Annotated in this window: 18 protein-coding genes and 1 pseudogene; 8 read left to right on the top strand and 11 right to left on the bottom strand. The window is 68.4% G+C overall.

The window, feature by feature from the left end:
* The first annotated feature begins 90 nt into the window (after nucleotides 1–90).
* Nucleotides 91–1,911, top strand: coding sequence for a bifunctional metallophosphatase/5'-nucleotidase (locus tag ACFYOY_RS15605; RefSeq protein ID WP_388587469.1), 1,821 nt, complete (start codon nucleotides 91–93; stop codon nucleotides 1,909–1,911).
* A gap of 55 nt (nucleotides 1,912–1,966) precedes the next feature.
* On the opposite strand, the gene ACFYOY_RS15600 is transcribed toward ACFYOY_RS15605, so the two are convergent.
* Nucleotides 1,967–3,142: a macrolide family glycosyltransferase gene (locus tag ACFYOY_RS15600; RefSeq protein ID WP_388587466.1), complete on the bottom strand. Its 1,176-nt coding sequence runs from the start codon at nucleotides 3,140–3,142 to the stop codon at nucleotides 1,967–1,969.
* Between the two features lie 256 nt (nucleotides 3,143–3,398).
* On the opposite strand from ACFYOY_RS15600, the gene ACFYOY_RS15595 reads away from it, so the two are divergent.
* A complete protein-coding gene (locus ACFYOY_RS15595; RefSeq protein ID WP_388587463.1) occupies nucleotides 3,399–4,133 on the top strand; it encodes an SDR family oxidoreductase in 735 nt (244 codons plus the stop codon).
* An 83-nt stretch (nucleotides 4,134–4,216) separates the two neighbouring features.
* Complete coding sequence (gene sigJ, locus ACFYOY_RS15590; RefSeq protein ID WP_351881861.1) at nucleotides 4,217–5,185, top strand: RNA polymerase sigma factor SigJ; 969 nt, start codon at nucleotides 4,217–4,219, stop codon at nucleotides 5,183–5,185.
* A gap of 148 nt (nucleotides 5,186–5,333) precedes the next feature.
* On the opposite strand, the pseudogene ACFYOY_RS15585 reads toward sigJ, so the two are convergent.
* From ACFYOY_RS15585 to ACFYOY_RS15575, 3 genes and pseudogenes are all read right to left on the bottom strand, one after another.
* Nucleotides 5,334–5,590 (bottom strand): annotated as a pseudogene (locus ACFYOY_RS15585) (transposase); the annotation flags it as partial.
* A 43-nt stretch (nucleotides 5,591–5,633) separates the two neighbouring features.
* Entirely contained in the window at nucleotides 5,634–5,912 is a 279-nt protein-coding gene (locus ACFYOY_RS15580) for a DUF397 domain-containing protein (protein ID WP_388587460.1), read from the bottom strand.
* A gap of 12 nt (nucleotides 5,913–5,924) precedes the next feature.
* The gene (locus tag ACFYOY_RS15575; protein WP_388587457.1) at nucleotides 5,925–6,779 is read right to left on the bottom strand and encodes a helix-turn-helix domain-containing protein; all 855 of its coding nucleotides are present in this window, start codon (nucleotides 6,777–6,779) and stop codon (nucleotides 5,925–5,927) included.
* 126 nt (nucleotides 6,780–6,905) lie between these two features.
* Between ACFYOY_RS15575 and ACFYOY_RS15570 the strand changes: the two genes are divergently transcribed.
* The 4 genes from ACFYOY_RS15570 (at nucleotide 6,906) to ACFYOY_RS15555 (ending at nucleotide 11,542) form a co-directional block, all read left to right on the top strand.
* A complete protein-coding gene (locus tag ACFYOY_RS15570) occupies nucleotides 6,906–7,397 on the top strand; it encodes an ATP-binding protein (RefSeq protein ID WP_351881867.1) in 492 nt (163 codons plus the stop codon).
* Nucleotides 7,398–7,480: 83 nt separating this feature from the next.
* Nucleotides 7,481–8,395, top strand: a complete 915-nt coding sequence (locus ACFYOY_RS15565; RefSeq protein WP_351881869.1) for a hypothetical protein — start codon at nucleotides 7,481–7,483, stop codon at nucleotides 8,393–8,395.
* Nucleotides 8,396–8,402: 7 nt separating this feature from the next.
* Entirely contained in the window at nucleotides 8,403–8,666 is a 264-nt protein-coding gene (locus ACFYOY_RS15560; protein ID WP_351881871.1) for a hypothetical protein, read from the top strand.
* Between the two features lie 407 nt (nucleotides 8,667–9,073).
* Nucleotides 9,074–11,542 carry an NACHT domain-containing protein gene (locus ACFYOY_RS15555; RefSeq protein ID WP_388587453.1) on the top strand — a complete coding sequence of 823 codons (2,469 nt, stop codon included), beginning with the start codon at nucleotides 9,074–9,076 and terminating at the stop codon, nucleotides 11,540–11,542.
* A gap of 162 nt (nucleotides 11,543–11,704) precedes the next feature.
* Here ACFYOY_RS15555 and ACFYOY_RS15550 read toward each other — a convergent pair whose 3' ends face one another.
* Complete coding sequence (locus ACFYOY_RS15550) at nucleotides 11,705–14,230, bottom strand: ATP-dependent Clp protease ATP-binding subunit (RefSeq protein WP_093462814.1); 2,526 nt, start codon at nucleotides 14,228–14,230, stop codon at nucleotides 11,705–11,707.
* A 476-nt stretch (nucleotides 14,231–14,706) separates the two neighbouring features.
* Here ACFYOY_RS15550 and ACFYOY_RS15545 point away from each other — a divergent pair, with 476 nt between their 5' ends.
* Nucleotides 14,707–15,309 (top strand): SCO3374 family protein, encoded by a 603-nt coding sequence (locus tag ACFYOY_RS15545; protein ID WP_351881875.1) that lies wholly within the window; start codon nucleotides 14,707–14,709, stop codon nucleotides 15,307–15,309.
* Between the two features lie 5 nt (nucleotides 15,310–15,314).
* Here ACFYOY_RS15545 and ACFYOY_RS15540 read toward each other — a convergent pair whose 3' ends face one another.
* From ACFYOY_RS15540 to ACFYOY_RS15515, 6 genes are all read right to left on the bottom strand, one after another.
* A complete protein-coding gene (locus ACFYOY_RS15540) occupies nucleotides 15,315–15,650 on the bottom strand; it encodes an Lsr2 family protein (RefSeq protein WP_059142482.1) in 336 nt (111 codons plus the stop codon).
* 223 nt (nucleotides 15,651–15,873) lie between these two features.
* The gene (locus tag ACFYOY_RS15535) at nucleotides 15,874–16,395 is read right to left on the bottom strand and encodes an amino-acid N-acetyltransferase (protein ID WP_014061627.1); all 522 of its coding nucleotides are present in this window, start codon (nucleotides 16,393–16,395) and stop codon (nucleotides 15,874–15,876) included.
* 22 nt (nucleotides 16,396–16,417) lie between these two features.
* Nucleotides 16,418–16,813, bottom strand: coding sequence for a BlaI/MecI/CopY family transcriptional regulator (locus ACFYOY_RS15530; RefSeq protein ID WP_351881878.1), 396 nt, complete (start codon nucleotides 16,811–16,813; stop codon nucleotides 16,418–16,420).
* A 154-nt stretch (nucleotides 16,814–16,967) separates the two neighbouring features.
* The gene (locus ACFYOY_RS15525; RefSeq protein WP_351881880.1) at nucleotides 16,968–17,150 is read right to left on the bottom strand and encodes a hypothetical protein; all 183 of its coding nucleotides are present in this window, start codon (nucleotides 17,148–17,150) and stop codon (nucleotides 16,968–16,970) included.
* A gap of 113 nt (nucleotides 17,151–17,263) precedes the next feature.
* Complete coding sequence (locus ACFYOY_RS15520; protein ID WP_351881882.1) at nucleotides 17,264–18,076, bottom strand: hypothetical protein; 813 nt, start codon at nucleotides 18,074–18,076, stop codon at nucleotides 17,264–17,266.
* Between the two features lie 347 nt (nucleotides 18,077–18,423).
* Nucleotides 18,424–19,221, bottom strand: a complete 798-nt coding sequence (locus ACFYOY_RS15515) for a type III pantothenate kinase (RefSeq protein ID WP_351881884.1) — start codon at nucleotides 19,219–19,221, stop codon at nucleotides 18,424–18,426.
* Nucleotides 19,222–19,324: the final 103 nt, after the last annotated feature.

Here is a 19,324-nt window from a genome sequence, read left to right as displayed (position 1 = left end):
CCAGCTCTTAACCTCCCACCCCTGCCCCGCTACGCGCGTTGACCGTAAGCTGCGCTCCACCATCCATCACGGGGCACACAAGGGGACGACATGCCAGCGAGACCTCAACGGCGCGGGGCGGCACGCCGGTTGGCCACGGGAGTCGCGGTGCTGGCCGCCGCGGCCGGGGTGCTGACCGCCGTGGGCCCGGCGGGCGCGGACACCGCCGCCGCCTCGGACAAGCACCGGCCCGGGCGCACCGTCGACGTACAGCTGCTGTCCTTCAACGACCTGCACGGAAACCTGGAGCCCCCGCAGGGCTCCTCGGGCACCGTCACCGAGACCCAGCCGGACGGCACCACCAAGACCATCCCGGCGGGTGGCGCCGAATACCTCGCCGCCTCCCTCCGTAACGCCCGTAAGGGCCACGACTACTCCGTCACCGCCGCCGGCGGCGACATGATCGGCGCCAGCCCGCTGCTGTCCGGTCTCTTCCACGACGAGCCGACCATCGAGGCGCTCAACAAGCTGGACCTCGACGTGACCGCCGTCGGCAACCATGAATTCGACGAGGGCCGCGCCGAGCTGAGTCGGATGCAGAACGGCGGCTGCCACCCTGAGGAGGGCTGCTACGAGAAGGGCAAGACCTTCCCGGGCGCCGACTTCCCCTACCTCGCCGCGAACGTCACCGACGAGAAGACCGGCAAGCCCATCCTCAAGCCCTACACCGTGTGGAAGCACAAGGGCGTGAAGATCGGCTTCATCGGGGTCACCCTCGAGGGCACCCCGGACATCGTCACCGCCGAGGGCGTCAAGGGCCTGAAGTTCCACGACGAGGTCGAGACGGTCAACAAGTACGCCAAGGAGCTGCAGCGCAAGGGCGTGAAGTCGATCGTCGCGCTCATCCACGAGGGCGGGCTGCCCGCCTCCTCCGCGTACAACGACGACTGCGACAACGGCGGTGCGGGCAAGGGCATCTCCGGCCCCATCGTCGACATCGCCAAGAACATCTCGCCCAAGGTCGACGCCCTGGTCACCGGCCACACCCACCAGGCGTACACCTGCACCATCCCGGACCCGTCCGGCACCCCGCGCACCGTGACCTCCGCGGCCTCCTTCGGCCGCCTCTACACGGACACCACGCTCACCTACGACCGCCGCACCGGCGACATCGTGCGAACGAACGTGAAGGGCGCCAACGCGGCGAACCACGTCGTGAACCGCGACCAGCCCAAGGCCCCCGACATGACCTCGCTCATCGGGCGCTGGAACAAGCTGGCCGCCCCGATCGCCAACAAGCCCGTCGGCTACATCTCCGCCGACGTCAACGGCCGCGGCTCCACCGCGTATGAAACGCCCCTGGGCGACGTCATCGCCGACGGCCAGCTCGAAGCGCTCTCCCCGTCCGACAAGGGCGGCGCCCAACTCGCCTTCATGAACCCCGGCGGCATCCGCTCCGACCTCGCCCACAAGGCGTCGGGGAGCGAGGGCGACGGGGTGGTGACCTACGGCGAGGCGTTCACCGTCCAGCCGTTCACCAACATGATGAACGTGATCGACCTGACCGGCTCCCAGCTCATCACCGCGCTCCAGCAGCAGGTCAGCGGCTCCAACGAGGCGTCCCCGAAGATCCTCCAGGTCTCCAAGAGCCTCACCTACACCCTGGATCTGACCAAGTCCGGCAAGGACCGGATCGTCACGGACACGGTGAAGCTGAACGGTGAGCCGATCGACCCCGCCAAGACCTACCGGGTCGCGCTCAACGAGTTCCTCGCGGGCGGCGGCGACGGCTTCCCCGCCTTCAAGGAGGGCAAGAACAAGCTCGTCGGAGCCTCCGACCTGGACGCGTTCACGGCCTATTTGGGCGCGCACTCGTCGCAGTCCTCGCCCCTGGACCCGCCGAAGGCGGACCGCATCACCATCGTGAAGTAGCAGCCCGACGCCTGCCGATGGCCCGGCCGCCACAAGCGGCCGGGCCATCGTCGTGTCACCGCAGCGCGTCCTCGATCAGATCGGCGGCCCGCCCGGTGCCGCCCTCGGCCCGCACCTCGTCCCGCAGCCGCGCCGAGACGCGCGCGACCTCCGGATCCGCGGTGAGCTCGGTCAGAGCGGCACGCAGCACCTCGGCGGTGGCATCCGCCGTGTCGATACGGCGGGCCACGCCCAGCTCCACCAGCCGGTCGGCGTTCATGGCCTGTTCGGCCCCCTGCGGAACGGCGATCATCGGACAGCCCGTGTACAGCGCCTCGTTGCTGCCGCCCATCCCCGCGTGGGTGATGAACGCGTCGGCCTGCTCCAGGATCGCCAACTGGGGCACCCACGAGCGGACCTCGACATTGGCCGGGATCTCCCCCAGCTCGCCGGGGTCGACGTACTTGCCGATCTGCAGCACGACATGCCACCCGGGCAGGTCCCCGAAGGCCGCGACGCACGCACGGTAGAAGTCGGCCTGCCGGGTGTACGCCGAACCCAGGGAGATCAGCAGCACCTTCTCCGCGTCGGCGGGGCGCTCCCACCCGCCCTGGTCGGCTCGGTCGCCGAGGCAGGGCCCGACGAACGTCACGGCCTCGGTGTTCACCCGGTCCGCGTTCGGCTGCATGGCACGGGGAGTGAGCGCGACACAGCGCGGCGGCAGGCCGGAGAAGGCGTTCGGCTCCGTGGTGGTGGCGCCGGCCCCGGCGAGCCATGCCGCGAACTTCTCCTGGTACGCCTCCGCACCGGGAAGGCTCATGATCTGCGCCCCGAACTCGTCGTGATACCCCTCCCAGGCCACGATCGTCGGTGACACCTGGACCACCGGGCGCCCCTGCGCCTCGGCGAGCGCACGGGCGGCGTACGCGCCGATGTCGTACAGATACAGATCGGCCGGGTCGCGGTCGTACACGGCGCGCAGTTGGGGCAGGACGCGGATGGCGTCGTCCAGGAACACCGTCATCGCGGCGATCGGGTCCTCGGGCCAGTCGTTGTCGGCGACCGGCAGGGTGGACTCGAACGGCACAAACTCGGCGCCGGTCGGCTTGATGACGTCCGCCATGAAGGGGTCGTTGGCGTACGTCACCCGGTGCCCGCGGGCCACGAGCTCGCGGATGACTTCCAGGCTGGGGAGGGTGTGGCTGATGGCGGGGATGCCGACCATGGCGATATGGGCACGGCGACGGGACATGTGGGATCACTCGTTTCAGGTCTAGGGCGAGATGGACACGACGGCCCGGCGCACGGGCGTGGTCGCCGGTGCGCGGGGCGGAACGGCGTGTCAGCCGTAGATCTGAAGGAACGAGTCCATGCGCAGGACGGTACCCCAGCCGGTCATCCCGGCGCCTCCCCTTTCCAACGAGCCTGCTGCACAGCCTCACATCTGTCCGGCCTGCGTCGTCATGTTGGTGAGGGCAGCGACTGGTGCCCCGGAACGGAGTGCGGAAATGAAGGTTTTCATCGCTGGTGGGCGCGGCCGAGTGGGGTCCCGCCTCGCTGACAACCTGGAGGCCAAGAACATCGAGGTGGTCTCAGGAGGACTGGAGGACGGGATCGACGTGATCTCGGGTAAGGGGCTCGCCGATGCTCTCGTCGGAGTCGACACCATCGTGAACGTCCTCAACACCCCCCGCTTCGACGCGGAGGGCGCGATCTCGTTCTTCGAGGGAACGATCGACAACCTCACTGCGGAGGGCAAGCGGGCAGGTGTGCGTCATCACATCGTGCTCTCCATTGTTGGCGTCGGAGAAGGGGACGCATCTGAGATCGGGTACTACCTCGGCAAGGTGGCGCAGGAGAAGGCCGTGCGATCCGCTTCGATCCCCGCCACCATCATTCGGGCCACTCAGTTCCAGAGCTACATTCCTGTCCTCATTGACCAGCACACCGTGGACGGAAAGGTTCTCGCTCCGAGGTCATTCATCCAGCCCGTCGAGCTGGACGAAGTCATCGAATTGCTCGCCGAGGCTGTCACGACGCTGGAGACGGGAAGTGTGGTCGAGATCGCTGGACCCAACCGGTTCTACCACGACGACCTCTTCCGTGCCACTCTGGCCCATCGCGGAGACCATCGTGAGGTGGTGACCGTGGACGCACAGGCGTCCCTCGATGCCATGGTTCCGCGCGGCGCGTACCGGACAGGAACCGTGCGGTACCCGATTGCAGGGATTCCCACCGTCTGAATGCGATAATAAACGGAGGCGGGAACGTCTGACAGCCAGCACATAGGTCAGGCGTGCTGCGCTCCCATGGGAAAGGATGCCCCATGTCGGAAGATCATCCTGCCGAATCAGCGGAGTACAACGGAGCCGAGCGCGATGCATCACGGGCTCTCGATCCGGTCATGGCGGAGCGACATCGTCTGCTGTCGCTAGCCTTTCGCATGATGGGCACCCTGGCCGATGCCGAGGACGTCGTGCAAGAGACATATGTGAGGTGGTACCGCCTTGAGCCCGAGGAACGCGACAAAATCGCCGCGCCTGCCGCATGGCTGATGCGAGTCGCGAGCCGCATCTCACTCGACCTGCTGGGTTCCGCGCGCGCACGGCGGGAGACGTACGTCGGGCAGTGGCTACCGGAGCCCGTTCCGGCCGACCTCTTTGCAGACACAGCGAAGGCGCCACTGCACTCCGGTCATCTCGCCGCTGATCCGCTCGAACGTGTCACCCTCGACGATGCCGTCAGCATGGCATTGCTGACGGTCCTCGAGGCCATGACCCCAGCTGAGCGAGTGACGTTCGTGCTGCACGACGTGTTCGGCGTCCCGTTCGCCGAGATTGCTGGTGTCGTAGGTCGTTCAGCCGCAGCAACAAGGCAATTGGCAACGTCCGCACGCCGCCACGTTCGACGAGGAAGACGCGCCCAGGTTCCTCCACACCAGCATGATGAGGTCGTTCGGGCCTTCCGTGATGCAACCGTCGGAGGGGACATCGAGGACCTGCTCCGCTTGTTGGCTCCAGACGTCGAACTACGAGTAGACGGCGGCGGCTTCGTCAATGCAGCACCTCAGGTCATCCGTGGGTCGGATCATGTAGCCCGGTGGTTCATGGGAGTGATGCGCAAGCAGCCCGCCCTCCGTCTTGAGCGACGCGATACAGCTGACGGTCTCGGTTACATTCTTCGAAATGAGGGGCATCGATACGGAATAGTTACCTTCGACGTCAGTGATGAGTGCGTCACGAACGTGTGGCTGATGCTGAATCCAATGAAGCTGACGAGTTGGTCACTCGACTAAGACGTCGTTTCTCGTGGCTGTCAGAGCGGCATGACTGCCTCTGGGCATGAGCTATGACCTTGCTGTCCGAGAAGGCGAGAGGCCGGCGGACGGCAAGACCTCCGGTCGGGTCTGCAGCGACCTGTACGACCGCTATACCGACGGCGAGCTTGTCGCGATCGGTCGGATGCGGACCCGTCAATAGCCCCCTCTTGCCGCCCGCAGACTGACCGAGTCGATCGCACACCGCGACCAGTCGAGCCCGCCTCGCGCTCCGAGTTCGTCGAGGATCACTCGGTGGAGCTTCGCCCGCACCCGGCCCCGGCTCCACTGGGCGAATCGCCGGTAGACCGTGGGCCAGGCCGGGCCGAATACCGACGGTAACCGACGCCACGTGCAACCCGACGTCGCCACGAAGACGACCGCTGGGCCCGGCCCCACCCGGCCTCAGCGAGCGGTAAGTGCCCGCTCAGCGCCGGGCCCTAGGGTCGCGAACGCGACGGGCCGTCTGTTCTCCCTCCCTCTCCCGACGGGCCGTCGCGCTTTGTGCCCTGCCTTCCTGGATGCGATCGAAGGCGCCGTCCTTGGCACCACGTATGAAGGCTCGCAGGACGGCGGGTGTGGTGGCCAGGACGACGGCGGGTTCGTCGCTCTCGCGGACCGCTATGACGTTGCCGTCAGCGGCGACGTTGATGCAGTTAGACGCGTCGCCGCTGTAGGAAGACTTACGCCACCGGTACCTGGGCACGTTTCTCACCTTTCACACACTGCGCGAGACGTTGTGGATGAAGCCCCGCGACTCGGCGACCGTCAGGGCAGTCCGTTCCATCCGTTCGAGAACGGCTCGATACTTGATCAGCTCCGCCTCGGCATCCGTGAACTGGCAACCATGAGCGGCGTCCAGCTGCACAGTGTCGAGCTGAGGGACGGGGCCATGAACATAATCGAATGCCTGCCCCGTTCCAGGGAAGGTCCCGCCGCCACGAAACGGGATAACGCGGATGGTGACGTTGTCCATCTCGCTCATCGCGATGAGGTGTTCGAGCTGAGCGCGGACCGTGTCCACCCCGCCGAACTCCATCCGCAGAGCAGCCTCGTGGATGATCGCGGTATACGGCACCGGATTGTCGCCGTAGAGGATCGCCTGACGCTTCATGCGGTGGGACAGCCGGTGTTCCACCTCGTACGCCCGCAGCGGGGGCGCCACCTCGCGCATCAGCGCCCGTGCGTGATCAACGGTTTGCAGAAGGGCCGGGATGTGGATGACCAGCGCGACACGGATGTTTCGGGCCTGGTGTTCCAGTTCCGCCAGATCCGCAAAACTCGCCGGGAGATACTCCCGATACTCATCCCACCAACCCCGCGTGCGTCCGCCCGTCATGTCCGCCAGTGCGTCCACGAGGTCCTCATCGGCGCACGTATAGGTGCGCGCCATCACGCGCACACGGTCGGCGCCCACGGCGTACCGGCCCGCCTCGATCATGCTTACGCGGGCCTGCTGGACACCCAGCTCGGCAGCGGCCGCAGTGGAGGTCAGACCCGCGCGCTCACGAAGCTTCCGCAACTCGGCTCCGAGTCGTCGCTGCTTGAGCGTAGGACTACTGGTGGTCGCCATCGGTCTCCCTTGTCACCCACACGAGGGCAATCGTGAGCCATATCTCCGTATCGACGTTAGAACTAACACGACTGGCTCTACTGTGTGGCGCAAGCGCCCCAACTTCGCCCGACCGAGGGAGACTCCATGGCCAACGTACCGCCGTCCTCCGACCCCTGGACGTACTCCCTCCGCCTGCCCAATGACCCACGGGCCGCACGCATCTCACGCGCCACCCTCCGGGCGGTCCTCGCCTCCCACGGCATGACGGAACTGACCGACACGGCGGAACTCCTCACCTGCGAGCTGGTCACCAACGCCGTCCGCCACTCCGACGGCCCGGCCCAACTCCGCATCCGCCACCTCTGCGAGAACCGCCTCCGCGTCAGCATCTGGGACACCAACCCCACCATCCCCGCGCCCTTCGACACCCCGCCCAGCCGCCTCGACCGCTTCACCGCCCTCACCGAGGTCGCCGCCAACCTGGACGCGACCTCGGGCCGTGGCCTGCTCATCGTCCGGCTGTGCGCCGACAACTGGGGCGGCTGCCCCCTCGCCGACGACCTCTTGGGCATCAGCGGCAAGCTCCTCTGGTTCGAACTCACCCCTCAGCAGCACGCATACGAGATCGCCGCCTGACCCCACCCGGATCTTTCCCCCAATCGGGTGATCACCGGTCATTTGCCCCGTGCACATGCCCCGATGACCCTACGTTCACCCACATGGTCAGTTCGCGTCACGAGGCCGCACACCGCATCTTTCAAGAACGCCCGGAGTTACTCACTCCGGTGTTCCGCATCCTGGATCTGTCGCCGCCCGAGAAAGCGGCGGTTGAAGTGCTCACCCCGGATGCCACCGAGATACGGCCGCTGGAACGCCGCGTGGACAGCGTGCTGCGCGTCAAGCCGTTCGACGGCGACGACTTCCTCCTGGCGATCGAGGCCCAAGGGCGCTGCGACACCGACAAGGCAGTCAACTGGGCTTACTACGTGTCGTATCTGGCGGCGAAATACAAGCAACAAGCTCTGCTGCTCGTGGTCTGTCAGGACAAGGCAACCGCCGAGTGGGCGACCGGCCCCTTCCGGGTTGGCCTGGACGACTGGACAGCGCTGTCCGTACATCCACTGGTCCTGGGCCCTGGGAACGTCCCGGTGATCCTCGACCCGGACGAGGCCGCCCAGGACCTGACCCTGGCGACTTTCTCGGCCTTGACACATGGCAGCCACCAGGACGCCCCGGCCATACTGAAGGCCCTGGCTCATGCCATGGGGACGAGCGACCCGGACTCCGTCCGCTACTACACGGAATTGCTGGACGTCGGCCTGGGGGGCACCCCAGCGCAAAGCATCTGGAGGAACGAGATGAGTGTGGGCACCTACTTCCCCGGCCGCGGCACCCTGATCGAGGAGACCTTCCTGAAGGGCAAGGCAGAGGGGAAAGCAGAGGGGGCGGCAGAGGGCGAAGCCCGGGGACGAGCTCAGGGGGTGCTGGGCGTCCTGGAGAAGCGAGGCATCCCCACTCTGGCCGCGACGCGCGACCGCATCACCCACTGCGCCGACCTCGGCACTCTGGACCGCTGGTTCGACCGCGCCTTCACCGTCTCCACGGCCGATGAGCTCTTCACTGAGGACGACTGACGACACCATGGCCGTAGTAGGTAGCTACTTCCCCGGTCGGGGGACCCTCATCGAGGAGACCTTCCTTAAGGGCAAAGCGGAGGGCGAAGTCCATTCGCGGGTACGAGGCGTGCTGCGCGCCCTGGAGAAGCGAGGGATCACCGCCCCGCCCGAGACCCGCGACCGCATCACCAACTGCACCGACCTCGACATCCTGGACCGCTGGTTCGACCGCGCCTTCACCGTCTCCACCACCGATGAGCTCTTCGCAGAGGAAGACTCGGGCCGGTAGCCACCAGGCGGGGCCGGAACCGTACAGGGACCCCGGGGCCACCGGGGCGCGGTCGCCGACGCGGCGGGAGGGGGCGGGGTCGGAGGGGTGGTGTCCTGGACACTTACGTGTATTTGTGGCGCCAATCTCCGGCCCGCTCAAAGCCCCCGGCCAATGGCGCCGTAAATATACGGTCCAGGGCGCCGCCCCGGAGGCCCCGCCCCCGGCACCCACCACCCAACCGACCGCGCACCCCACGCTCACCCCGCCGCGCACCCCAGCGACCACCGCCCACCACACCGCGCACCCGCCCCGTGCCACCGGCCGCCCCCGGAACCCACGCCGAACCCCCACCCATCCGGCACCGACCGTGCCTACCCTGGTGGCTTCTGAACGGCGAACGACAGTCACCGGGGGGACGGGGCCTCATGGATCCCGCAGCCATAGCCACACTGGTCCAGGAACTCTTCGTCGCCGACGGGCCGGTGGACCGGCCCGTCCGCATCGCCTCCCTCGTCGCCTTCCAGGGCGACCACCGGACGCTGACCGAACGGGACCTGCCCCGGATCGCCTCCGCGCTCCTTGCCGCGCTCCTTAAGGAGGCCACCGAAGGGGGCGTCGATCAGAAACAAGAGCCGACGCACCCCGAACTCACCGACGCCCTCGCCCGCACCCTCCACGCCCTCGGCACCGTCGACCTGGACGACCTGCGGGCCGTCCGCCTCGGCCCGGAAGCCTTCGCCCGCCACCTCGCCATCGCCGCCCCCGACGCCGACGAGGGGCTGGACGCGGACGACGCCCGGGCGCACGCCTCGCTGCGGGAGGCCGTCTGCGCGCACATCCTGCGCTTCCTCGTCCGCCGCTCCCCCTTCGTCACGGCCGCCGAGGACGCCGCGTTCGAGGAGCGCTACGCCCAGGACATCGTCGCCGCCCACGACCACCTCACCATCTACGGCATCGATCTGGCCCACTCCCCCGACAGCTGGCCGCTGGACGCCGCCTATCTCAGCCTGGAGACCGAGGCCGACGCGGGAGGCCCGAGCGCCCCCGCCGAACAGGCCCTCGCCGGACGCGAACGGGTGCTGCTGTGGGGCGTGGCGGGGTCGGGCAAGACCACGCTGGTGCAGCGGCTCGCGGTGTCCGTGGCGCGCGGCGACCTCCCGGCCCCGCTGGCGGGGCTGCGCGGGCGGGTCCCCTTCGTGCTCCCCGTGCGCCGGTTCCGCCACGACGGCTTCCCGGAGCCGGACGCCTTCCTGTCCGCCGTCCGCTATCCGCACACCGCCGCCCAGCCGCCGGGATGGGCCGAGCGGGTGCTGTCCAACGGGCGCGGGCTGCTGCTCGTGGACGGGGTGGACGAGGCTCCGGAGGGGGAGCGTGAGCGGCTGCGGGAGGCACTGCGCGAGCTTCCGGCGCGCTATCCGGGAAATATCTCGCTGGTCACCTCGCGCCCCTCGGCCGTAAGGGAGAACTGGCTGGCCTCGGAGCGCTTCACCGAGCTGAAACTCTCCCCGCTCAGCCGCGAGGGGGTCACCGCGTTCATCCGGCGCTGGCATGCGGCGGCCCGCCAGGACATCACCGACCGTGCCGATCTGGACCGGCTGAGTGGTTACGAGGAAACGCTGCTGGACGCCGTGAGGATTACCCGGGACCTCGGCCGGCTGGCCACCAATCCACTGATGTGCGGTCTGCTGTGCGCGCTGCACCGGGACCGCCGCGGCTATCTGCCGCGCGGCCGGAAAGCCCTCTATGACGCGGCACTTTCCATGCTGCTGGAACGGCGCGACCGCGAGCGCGCCATGCTGCCGCCGGAGGGAATCGACCTCCCCCAGGAACCGAAGATCCAGCTGCTGCAGAAGCTGGCGCACCGGATGCTCGTCAACGGCCGGTCCGAAATGGACCGGACCACCGCCGTCGAGACGCTCGGCCGGCACCTCCCGGCCATTCCGCACGCGGCGCGGCAGGGCGGACCGGAGGAAATCTACCGACATCTGCTCAACCGGACCGGTCTATTGCGCGAGCCCACACCCGGTTCGGTCGATTTCGTGCACCGAACGTTCCAGGACTATCTCAGCGCGAGAGCGGTCGTCGAACGGCACGATTTCGACTTCCTGATCGACCACGCACACCTGGACGACTGGGAAGAAGTGATCAGAATGTCGGTCGCTCTCGCCCGCCCCGATGAATGCGGCTACCTCCTGGAGGGGCTGCTGGCGGCCCGTAAAGACTCCCGGCCGGTCCATGCCCGCCATCGCAAACTCCTGGCGGCCGCATGTCTGGAACACGCGACGGAGCTGGACCCCGAGGTGCGTTCCCGGGTGCATCGCTATACCCGCGATCTGGTACGCCCGACCTCGCTGGAAGCGGCCCGCGCGCTGGGCTGGATCGGGCCTATCGTGCTGGAAATGCTGCCCGATCCCAGCGGCGTATCCGATGAGGAAGCCCATCGGCTGGCCGTCACCGCCACCTCGATAGCCGACGACCGCGCCATCGACTATCTGGTCCGGCTGCGGGACCGCGCCTCCTGGGCGGTCCGGGCGCAGCTCGCGGGCGCCTGGCGGCGATATGACACCGATCGTTACGCCGAGGAAATCATCGGCCATCTCGATGAGCGGGAACTCGACTTTCCGGTGTCGGACCTGGAGGAACTGCGGGCCCTGCGCCGGCTCGGTGGCCGCCCCTGCGTCCAGATAGCCGGTGCGCTCTCCCCGGACCAGCTGGCCGAGGGCCTGGTGGCCGAGCGGCTGACCGAGCTGTGGCTCGCCTACGACCTGGGCGCGGACCTGGACCTGAGCTGGCTGGCCGTCTTCCCGCGGCTGGAGATCCTGCGACTGAGCCACCGCAACGCGGAGGTGACCGGGGTCCCCGAGGGCGTCCAGGTCATCGTCGCGGGCGCGTGAGGGGAACCCCGGAGGGTTTCGGCGCGCCCGGCCTCCCGGGGCCTCTCAGAGCCTCTCAGAGCGCGCCTGCGCGGCACCTGCGCAAAAGGGGGCCGCCCCGGACCGGAACGGTCCGGGGCGGCCCCGTGGCGATGGACGACGCCGTGTTGCGGCGTCGCCGCGTCACGCCTCCTTGCTGAGGTTCGGGCCCGCGCCACCGGCGGCGGACTCGATCGGCGGGGTGTCGGGCAGCGCCGACTTCTCCTCGCCGCGGAAGGTGAACTTCTTCTCCTCACCCTCGCCCTCGGTGTCCACGACCACGATGTGGCCCGGACGCAGCTCGCCGAAGAGGATCTTCTCCGAGAGCACGTCCTCGATCTCGCGCTGGATCGTCCGGCGCAGCGGCCGGGCGCCCAGCACGGGGTCGTAGCCCCGCTTGGCGAGCAGCTTCTTGGCGTCACCGCTGAGCTCGATGCCCATGTCGCGGTCCTTGAGCCGCTCGTCCACCTTGGTGGTCATGAGGTCGACGATCTGGATGATGTCTTCCTCGGTGAGCTGGTGGAAGACGACCGTGTCGTCGACACGGTTGAGGAACTCGGGCCGGAAGTGCTGCTTGAGCTCCTCGTTGACCTTGTTCTTCATCCGCTCGTAGCCGGTCTTCACATCGCCCTGGGCGGCGAAGCCCAGGTTGAAGCCCTTGGAGATGTCCCGGGTGCCGAGGTTGGTGGTCATGATGATCACCGTGTTCTTGAAGTCCACGACCCGGCCCTGGGAGTCGGTCAGCCGACCGTCCTCCAGGATCTGCAGCAGCGAGTTGAAGATGTCCGGGTGGGCCTTCTCGACCTCGTCGAAGAGGACCACGGAGAACGGCTTGCGGCGCACCTTCTCGGTGAGCTGGCCGCCCTCCTCGTAACCCACGTATCCGGGCGGGGAGCCGAAGAGCCGCGAGACGGTGTGCTTCTCGCTGAACTCCGACATGTCGAGCGAGATCATCGCGTCCTCGTCGCCGAAGAGGAATTCGGCGAGAGTCTTGCTGAGCTCGGTCTTACCGACACCGGACGGGCCCGCGAAGATGAACGAGCCACCGGGGCGCTTGGGGTCCTTGAGGCCCGCACGCGTACGCCGGATGGCCTGGGAGAGCGCCTTGATGGCGTCCTTCTGGCCGATGACGCGCTTGTGCAGCTCGTCCTCCATGCGCAGCAGCCGGGAGGACTCCTCCTCGGTGAGCTTGAAGACCGGGATGCCCGTGGCCGTGGCCAGGACCTCGGCGATCAGCTCCTCGTCGACCTCGGCGACGACGTCCATGTCGCCGGCCTTCCACTCCTTCTCCCGCTTCGCCTTGGCGGCCAGGAGCTGCTTCTCCTTGTCGCGCAGGCCCGCGGCCATCTCGAAGTCCTGCGAGTCGATCGCGGACTCCTTCTCCCGGCGCACATCGGCGATCTTCTCGTCGAATTCGCGCAGGTCCGGCGGTGCGGTCATCCGGCGGATCCGCATCCGGGAACCGGCCTCGTCGATCAGGTCGATCGCCTTGTCCGGCAGGAAGCGGTCCGAGATGTAGCGGTCGGCCAGGGTGGCGGCCGCGACCAGGGCCGAGTCCGTGATCGAGACGCGGTGGTGCGCCTCGTAGCGGTCCCGCAGGCCCTTGAGGATCTCGATGGTGTGGGGCAGCGACGGCTCGGCGACCTGGATGGGCTGGAAGCGGCGCTCCAGGGCCGCGTCCTTCTCCAGGTACTTGCGGTACTCGTCGAGCGTGGTCGCGCCGATGGTCTGCAGCTCGCCCCGCGCCAGCATCGGCTTGAGGATGCTGGCGGCATCGATCGCGCCCTCGGCGGCACCCGCACCCACCAGGGTGTGGAGCTCGTCGATGAACAGGATGATGTCGCCGCGGGTGCGGATCTCCTTGAGCACCTTCTTCAGGCGCTCCTCGAAATCACCGCGGTAGCGGGAGCCGGCGACCAGGGCGCCCAGGTCCAGGGTGTAGAGGTGCTTGTCCTTGAGGGTCTCGGGCACCTCGCCCTTGACGATCGCCTGGGCCAGTCCCTCGACGACCGCCGTCTTGCCGACGCCGGGCTCGCCGATGAGGACCGGGTTGTTCTTGGTGCGGCGCGAAAGCACCTGCATGACCCGCTCGATCTCCTTCTCGCGCCCGATGACCGGGTCGAGCTTGGATTCGCGGGCGGCCTGGGTGAGATTGCGGCCGAACTGGTCCAGGACGAGCGAGGTGGAGGGAGTGCCCTCCGCCGGGCCGCCGGCGGTGGCGGCCTCCTTGCCCTGGTAGCCGGAGAGCAGCTGGATGACCTGCTGCCGCACCCGGTTCAGATCGGCACCCAGCTTCACGAGGACCTGGGCGGCGACGCCCTCACCCTCGCGGATCAGGCCGAGCAGGATGTGCTCCGTACCGATGTAGTTGTGGCCGAGCTGAAGGGCCTCGCGGAGCGACAGCTCCAGGACCTTCTTGGCACGGGGGGTGAAGGGGATGTGCCCGGACGGGGCCTGCTGGCCCTGCCCGATGATCTCCTCCACCTGCTGGCGGACCGCCTCGAGCGAAATCCCGAGGCTCTCCAGGGCCTTAGCGGCGACACCCTCACCCTCGTGGATCAGGCCCAGGAGGATGTGTTCGGTGCCGATGTAGTTGTGGTTGAGCATCCGGGCTTCTTCCTGAGCCAGGACGACAACCCGCCGCGCGCGGTCGGTGAACCTCTCGAACATCGTTAATCGCTCCTCAGAGCGGTCAGAAAGATCGGGGACGATCCCCTCCCTGTCCTTCCGCATGCTAGTCCCGCAACCCGGGACAGCTCATTCCAACTGCCGACAACCGTCCGGATCACCCCCGCTCGCGCGGGGCAAACAGCCACTGGCTTCCTGCCCGAACAGCCGACAACTGCCTTAACCCGATGGTGCGAGACGATGTTCCCGCAGGCCAGGCATCTACGCCCACCGCCAGTACGCCGATGGCGAACGCCGCTTCCTCCCGACACGCGGACCGCCCCTCCCCACTAGGGATGTCTTACCCGCAAGCACAGATACTCCATGCCGTGGGGGCCGGTTCCATCCGCTACGGGCGAACAACCTTGCGCCCGTTCACCGGCCCTGCACGGCCCCTTACGGGCACGGTGCGCACACGGGCCCGCACGGTAGGTCATCCGGGGCGTAACCAAGCGGGAGGGCGGAGAGTTCTGCTGGGCATGATCCACAGGGTCCACGGCGCGAGGCCGTCCGCAGCGACGACACCGGCCCCCTTCTCACGCTGGTACGAGCGGGAGCTGGGCTGGCCGACGGCCGGCAGCGATCCCGTCGAATTGCTCACGGGGGTGGCATTCGACGTCATCGAACTGCCGGCCGTGGCCGGACGGGCGATGCTGCGGCGCGTACCGCGGACCGGTCCGGTCGCGGTGGAGGGCGCCTGGATGCGGCTTCTGGTGGCCCCTGGCAGCGCGGACGAGCTTCCGGGGCTGCTCGACTGGCTGGAGTGGGGCGGTGTGGCCCTGGACCTGGGCGCGATCGGCGCCGGTGGCCGGATCACCGCGCCATGCCCCTCCCGCTCCTGGCCGCCGCCCCTGGACGCCGGGGCGCCCGGAGAGCGATGCCCGCAGGAGGCCGCCGTATGGCTGCGACCTCCCGACCCGAAGGGCGAGGTGGAGCCAACGCTGCCGAGGACAGGCTTCGGGGGCGATGGGGGCGCCCCCGATCTCGTACGGCTCGTGAGCGCGGCGGCTACCGAATGCCACCGCACCCGATTGGTGCGCGCCCGGCCGCTGCCAAGGCAGCGGCGAGCCGGGAAAGGCTGACGCGCTCAGCCGTTGGCCTTCTCGTATGCCTCACGAACGGTCGCCGGAACACGGCCGCGGTCGTTGACCTCGTAGCCGTTCTCCTTCGCCCAGGCGCGGATCTTCGCGGTGTCCTGGCTGCCGCCCGACGCCGCGCGCGCCTTGCCCCGGCCGCCGGAGGCCCGGCCACCGGTGCGCCGGCCGCCCTTGGTGTAGGGCTCCAGGGCGTCACGGAGCTTGTCCGCGTTGGTGGTGGTGAGGTCGATCTCGTAGCTCTTGCCGTCAAGGGAGAACGTCACGGTCTCGTCCGCCTCGCCGCCGTCGAGGTCGTCGACAAGAAGGACCTGAACCTTCTGTGCCATGGGGTTCCTTTCAGGGAAAACGGGGGGCTCGGGGGTGCGGCGTTAGCCGCTGATGACTCACCCCCCAGGTAATTACACTACGAGAGAATAGGAAACCGCTTTTCCCGGAAAAACACAAACCCCCCCTGGGAAGGTTCGACCGATCCACCAAGCGGGAAGCCTCATGGAAGGTCATGTTCCGGAGCTATGTGATAGGGGAGCGATTCGGACATAGGGCCCGCGATCACAGTTGCAGAAGCATCCGGCTGTTGCCAAGGGTGTTCGGCTTCACCCGTTCGAGACCAAGGAACTCGGCGACGCCCTCGTCATAGGAACGCAGGAGCTCGCTGTACACATCGCCGTCGACCGGCGTCTCGCCGATCTCCACGAAGCCGTGCCTGGTGAAGAAGTCGACTTCGAAGGTGAGGCAGAAAATGCGCCGCACCCCCAGCCAGCGCGCCGTCTGCAACAGCTTGTCGAGCACCAGGTGGCCTACGCCGGTGCCCTTGAGAGTCCGATCCACGGCGAGAGTGCGGACCTCCGCGAGGTCTTCCCACATGACGTGCAGCGCTCCACAGCCAATGACCTCAGCGTCCTCGTCGCGCTCGGCGACCCAGAACTCCTGGATGTCCTCGTAAAGCGTCACGGTGGCTTTGTCGAGCAGGATGCGATCGTCCACGTAGGAGTCGATGAGGCGGCGCACCGCTCGTACATCGCCGGTCCGGGCACGGCGGACGGTGACTACTTTTGATAGTGGGGAGGACATGACCGGACGCTATCGCCCTGGGTCATCGCCCCGACTCACCGGGGCTCTCCCCGGTCTCCCCCAGTTGTGCGACGCGCATGGCATCCCGTAGTGCGTCGCGCTGCTCTTCGGACATCATCCCGAAGAACGCGACGAGAGCGGCCGCGGGGTTGTCACTGGCCGACCACGCTTCGTTCATCAGTGCGGCCGAGTAGGCGGCGCGCGTGGAGACCGCGGCATATCGATAGGCGCGGCCTTCCACCTCCCGGCGCAGCCAGCCCTTGTGATGGAGGTTGTCCATTACCGTCATGACGGTGGTGTAGGCGATCGAGCGTTCCCGCTGAAGGTCTTCCAGCACTTCGCGGACCGTGACCGGGCGGTTCCACTTCCACACCCGCGTCATGACCGCGTCTTCGAGATCTCCCAATGGCCTAGGCACACCGAGAATAATAGTGGGAGATGTCCCGAATGTCGGGAGGTTTGCGCGGGAAAAGCCACACGCCCCGGAACGCGATGCGTCCCGGGGCGTGGTCCGGCGTGCTGCCGCCGTGGTGTGCGGGGGTGGCGGCGCCCGATCGGCCCGATCGATCCGATCAGGCCGTCTCGCGCTCCGGGGCCGGGCCCTCGGCCTCGGCGCGGGCCGCCAGCGCCGCGTCCACCGCGGCGTCCTCCTTGGACTTGTTGGCGCCGCCCTGGCTCTTCACCATCGTCACGATGAGCGCGGTGAAGGCCACGGCCATCACGATGGGCGGGATCAGCGCGGAGACATAATCCATGGCTCTCGGCCTCCTTTTGCTCGAGAACACCAGATTACGCGGCGCGCCGCGTACTCCCGGAGCCGGGCACCGGTCCCGGGCGCGGCGGCCCGGGGCGGAAGCCGGGCCCGGGGTCAGGCGGAACGGGCCCCGGCGCCGAGCCGCGACTCCTGCCCCGGCGGCGGCGAGGGGCGGCGCTTGGGCGGGAAGACCTCCGCCGGCGTGGGCACCGGCCGCCCCGGGCGCGGCGCCCGGCGGCCCGGCTCCCGTCGCTTCGGCTCCTCGCGGTCGCCGTGCTCCGGCGCCGCGGGCTTCTTTCGCGGCTGCGGCTCCCGCTTGGGCTCATCGGCCTTCTGGAGGGCCTCCCGCACGATCTCCGCCCCCTTTCGCACCACTGCCTCCGCGGCCGTCCTGGGCGCCGCCGAGACCCCGCCGGGCAGGGCGCGCAGCCGGGGCCCCACGGGGCTCGTGCGCGGCTGTACGACGGCGTCGGCGCGCTCCGCGAGCCGGGCGCGCACGCCCCGCTCGGCAAGGCGCTCGCAGTGGCTCAGCAGCGCGCGTCGGCGCGTTGCCTCACCACCCCCGGCGGCCGACCCGCACAGCGCGCGGAGCGCGGCCAGATCCTCGGCCAGCGGCTCGTAACCGGCCGCGAGGGCGCCCTGGAGCTGCTCGAGATAGCCGACGGCGGCGCCGGGCAGGGCGGCGCGGTAGCGGGCGAGCTCGTCGAGCAGGAACGCTCGCAGCCGCCCGCCCTCGCGGACCGCTTCGTCCACGGCCTCGGCGAGCCGGAGACAGTCCTGGACCTCCTCCGCCCGGTCCGGGCCGAGGGGGCCGGCAGAGGGAGTGACGGGGTCGGGTCGGAGGGCGATGGCGAGGGCGCGTCGGAGCACACGCAGCTCATCCGCACTGAACGCCATTCCGCCGCGGGATCCATATGGCGTGGGCATGGGGCGACTTTAAGTGCTAAGCGGACAAATTTCGCTGAGCGTCGGATGGTGCGGCGCGTTGCGGACGCCGAGCCGCCATACGGGGGAAGCGCCGGACGGGGCCGCGTCGAGGCGGCCCCGTCCGGACCCGGCACCCGGGGCGGACCGTCGCATCCGGGTGCCGGTGTACGTGGTCGACGGCCCTTCCGCTTGTCAATACGGAATTCGAAGTGCCGTCTTTCCCTTGACCGCTCCGTGACCAATGGCGAAGAGCGATCGGCGCTCCCGGCGAATCCAGAGCGCGGGAATTCGTTTCGGAATGCCGTCAATACGGTCGAGCACGCAGGTGAAGAGCTGATCGCCGGTGCTCAGCCGCGCGAGACGTTCCGCTCGTAGACCAGTCTGAGGCCGATCAGGGTCAACCAGGGCTCATGCTCATCGATCACTGAGGATTCTCCTAGCACCATGGGCGCCAGCCCGCCGGTGGCGATCACGGTGACGTCCTCCGGGTCCTTGGCCAGCTCCCGCGCCATTCGGCGGACGATCCCGTCCACCTGGCCCGCGAAGCCGTAGAGGATGCCGGACTGCATGGCCTCCACCGTGTTCTTCCCGATCACGCTGCGCGGGCGGGCCAGCTCGATCTTGCGCAATTGCGCCCCGCGTACGCCCAGCGCCTCGACCGAGATCTCGATGCCCGGCGCGATCACCCCGCCCACGTACTCGCCGCGCGCGCTGACCGCGTCGAAGGTGGTCGCGGTGCCGAAGTCGACGACCACGCACGGACCCTCGTACAGCTCGACGGCGGCCAGCGCGTTGATGATCCGGTCGGCGCCAACCTCCTTGGGGTTGTCCATCAGGATCGGCACACCGGTCTTCACGCCCGGCTCGACCAGGACGGACGGCACATCGCCGTAGTAGCGGCGGGTCACCTCGCGCAGCTCGTGGAGCACCGAGGGGACGGTGGAACAGATGGAGATGCCCGCGATGCCGTCGCCCAGCTCCTCGCCGAGCAGCGGGTGCATGCCCATCAGGCCCTGCAGCAGGACGGCGAGTTCATCGGCGGTGCGGCGGGCGTCGGTGGAGATCCGCCAATGCTCGACGATCTCCTCGCCGTCGAACAGGCCCAGCACGGTGTGGGTGTTTCCGACGTCGATGGTCAGCAGCATGGGCGGCACCGCTTCCGGGCGGGCTGACGGCCGAGGACGAGCCCTGGGGTGGTGGGTGGGGCGACGGGCGGGCGGGTGTTTCCGGCGTCGATGGTCGGCAGCA

This window comes from Streptomyces sp. NPDC007875, from assembly GCF_042868035.1.
Lineage (GTDB): Bacteria > Actinomycetota > Actinomycetes > Streptomycetales > Streptomycetaceae > Streptomyces > Streptomyces antimycoticus.
Note: the sequence above shows the minus strand (reverse complement) of the source record. Positions and strands in the feature narration are given on the sequence as shown.

Coding starts and splice junctions, on each gene's coding strand:
- ACFYOY_RS15605 (WP_388587469.1), top strand. CDS start 91: ATGCCAGCGAGACCTCAACGGCGCGGGGCGGCACGCCGGTTGGCCACG.
- ACFYOY_RS15545 (WP_351881875.1), top strand. CDS start 14,707: ATGATCCACAGGGTCCACGGCGCGAGGCCGTCCGCAGCGACGACACCG.
- ACFYOY_RS15565 (WP_351881869.1), top strand. CDS start 7,481: ATGGTCAGTTCGCGTCACGAGGCCGCACACCGCATCTTTCAAGAACGC.
- ACFYOY_RS15575 (WP_388587457.1), bottom strand. CDS start 6,779: ATGGCGACCACCAGTAGTCCTACGCTCAAGCAGCGACGACTCGGAGCC.
- ACFYOY_RS15560 (WP_351881871.1), top strand. CDS start 8,403: ATGGCCGTAGTAGGTAGCTACTTCCCCGGTCGGGGGACCCTCATCGAG.
- ACFYOY_RS15555 (WP_388587453.1), top strand. CDS start 9,074: ATGGATCCCGCAGCCATAGCCACACTGGTCCAGGAACTCTTCGTCGCC.
- sigJ (WP_351881861.1), top strand. CDS start 4,217: ATGTCGGAAGATCATCCTGCCGAATCAGCGGAGTACAACGGAGCCGAG.
- ACFYOY_RS15540 (WP_059142482.1), bottom strand. CDS start 15,650: ATGGCACAGAAGGTTCAGGTCCTTCTTGTCGACGACCTCGACGGCGGC.
- ACFYOY_RS15535 (WP_014061627.1), bottom strand. CDS start 16,395: ATGTCCTCCCCACTATCAAAAGTAGTCACCGTCCGCCGTGCCCGGACC.
- ACFYOY_RS15600 (WP_388587466.1), bottom strand. CDS start 3,142: ATGTCCCGTCGCCGTGCCCATATCGCCATGGTCGGCATCCCCGCCATC.
- ACFYOY_RS15595 (WP_388587463.1), top strand. CDS start 3,399: ATGAAGGTTTTCATCGCTGGTGGGCGCGGCCGAGTGGGGTCCCGCCTC.
- ACFYOY_RS15525 (WP_351881880.1), bottom strand. CDS start 17,150: ATGGATTATGTCTCCGCGCTGATCCCGCCCATCGTGATGGCCGTGGCC.
- ACFYOY_RS15515 (WP_351881884.1), bottom strand. CDS start 19,221: ATGCTGCTGACCATCGACGTCGGAAACACCCACACCGTGCTGGGCCTG.
- ACFYOY_RS15550 (WP_093462814.1), bottom strand. CDS start 14,230: ATGTTCGAGAGGTTCACCGACCGCGCGCGGCGGGTTGTCGTCCTGGCT.
- ACFYOY_RS15570 (WP_351881867.1), top strand. CDS start 6,906: ATGGCCAACGTACCGCCGTCCTCCGACCCCTGGACGTACTCCCTCCGC.
- ACFYOY_RS15520 (WP_351881882.1), bottom strand. CDS start 18,076: ATGCCCACGCCATATGGATCCCGCGGCGGAATGGCGTTCAGTGCGGAT.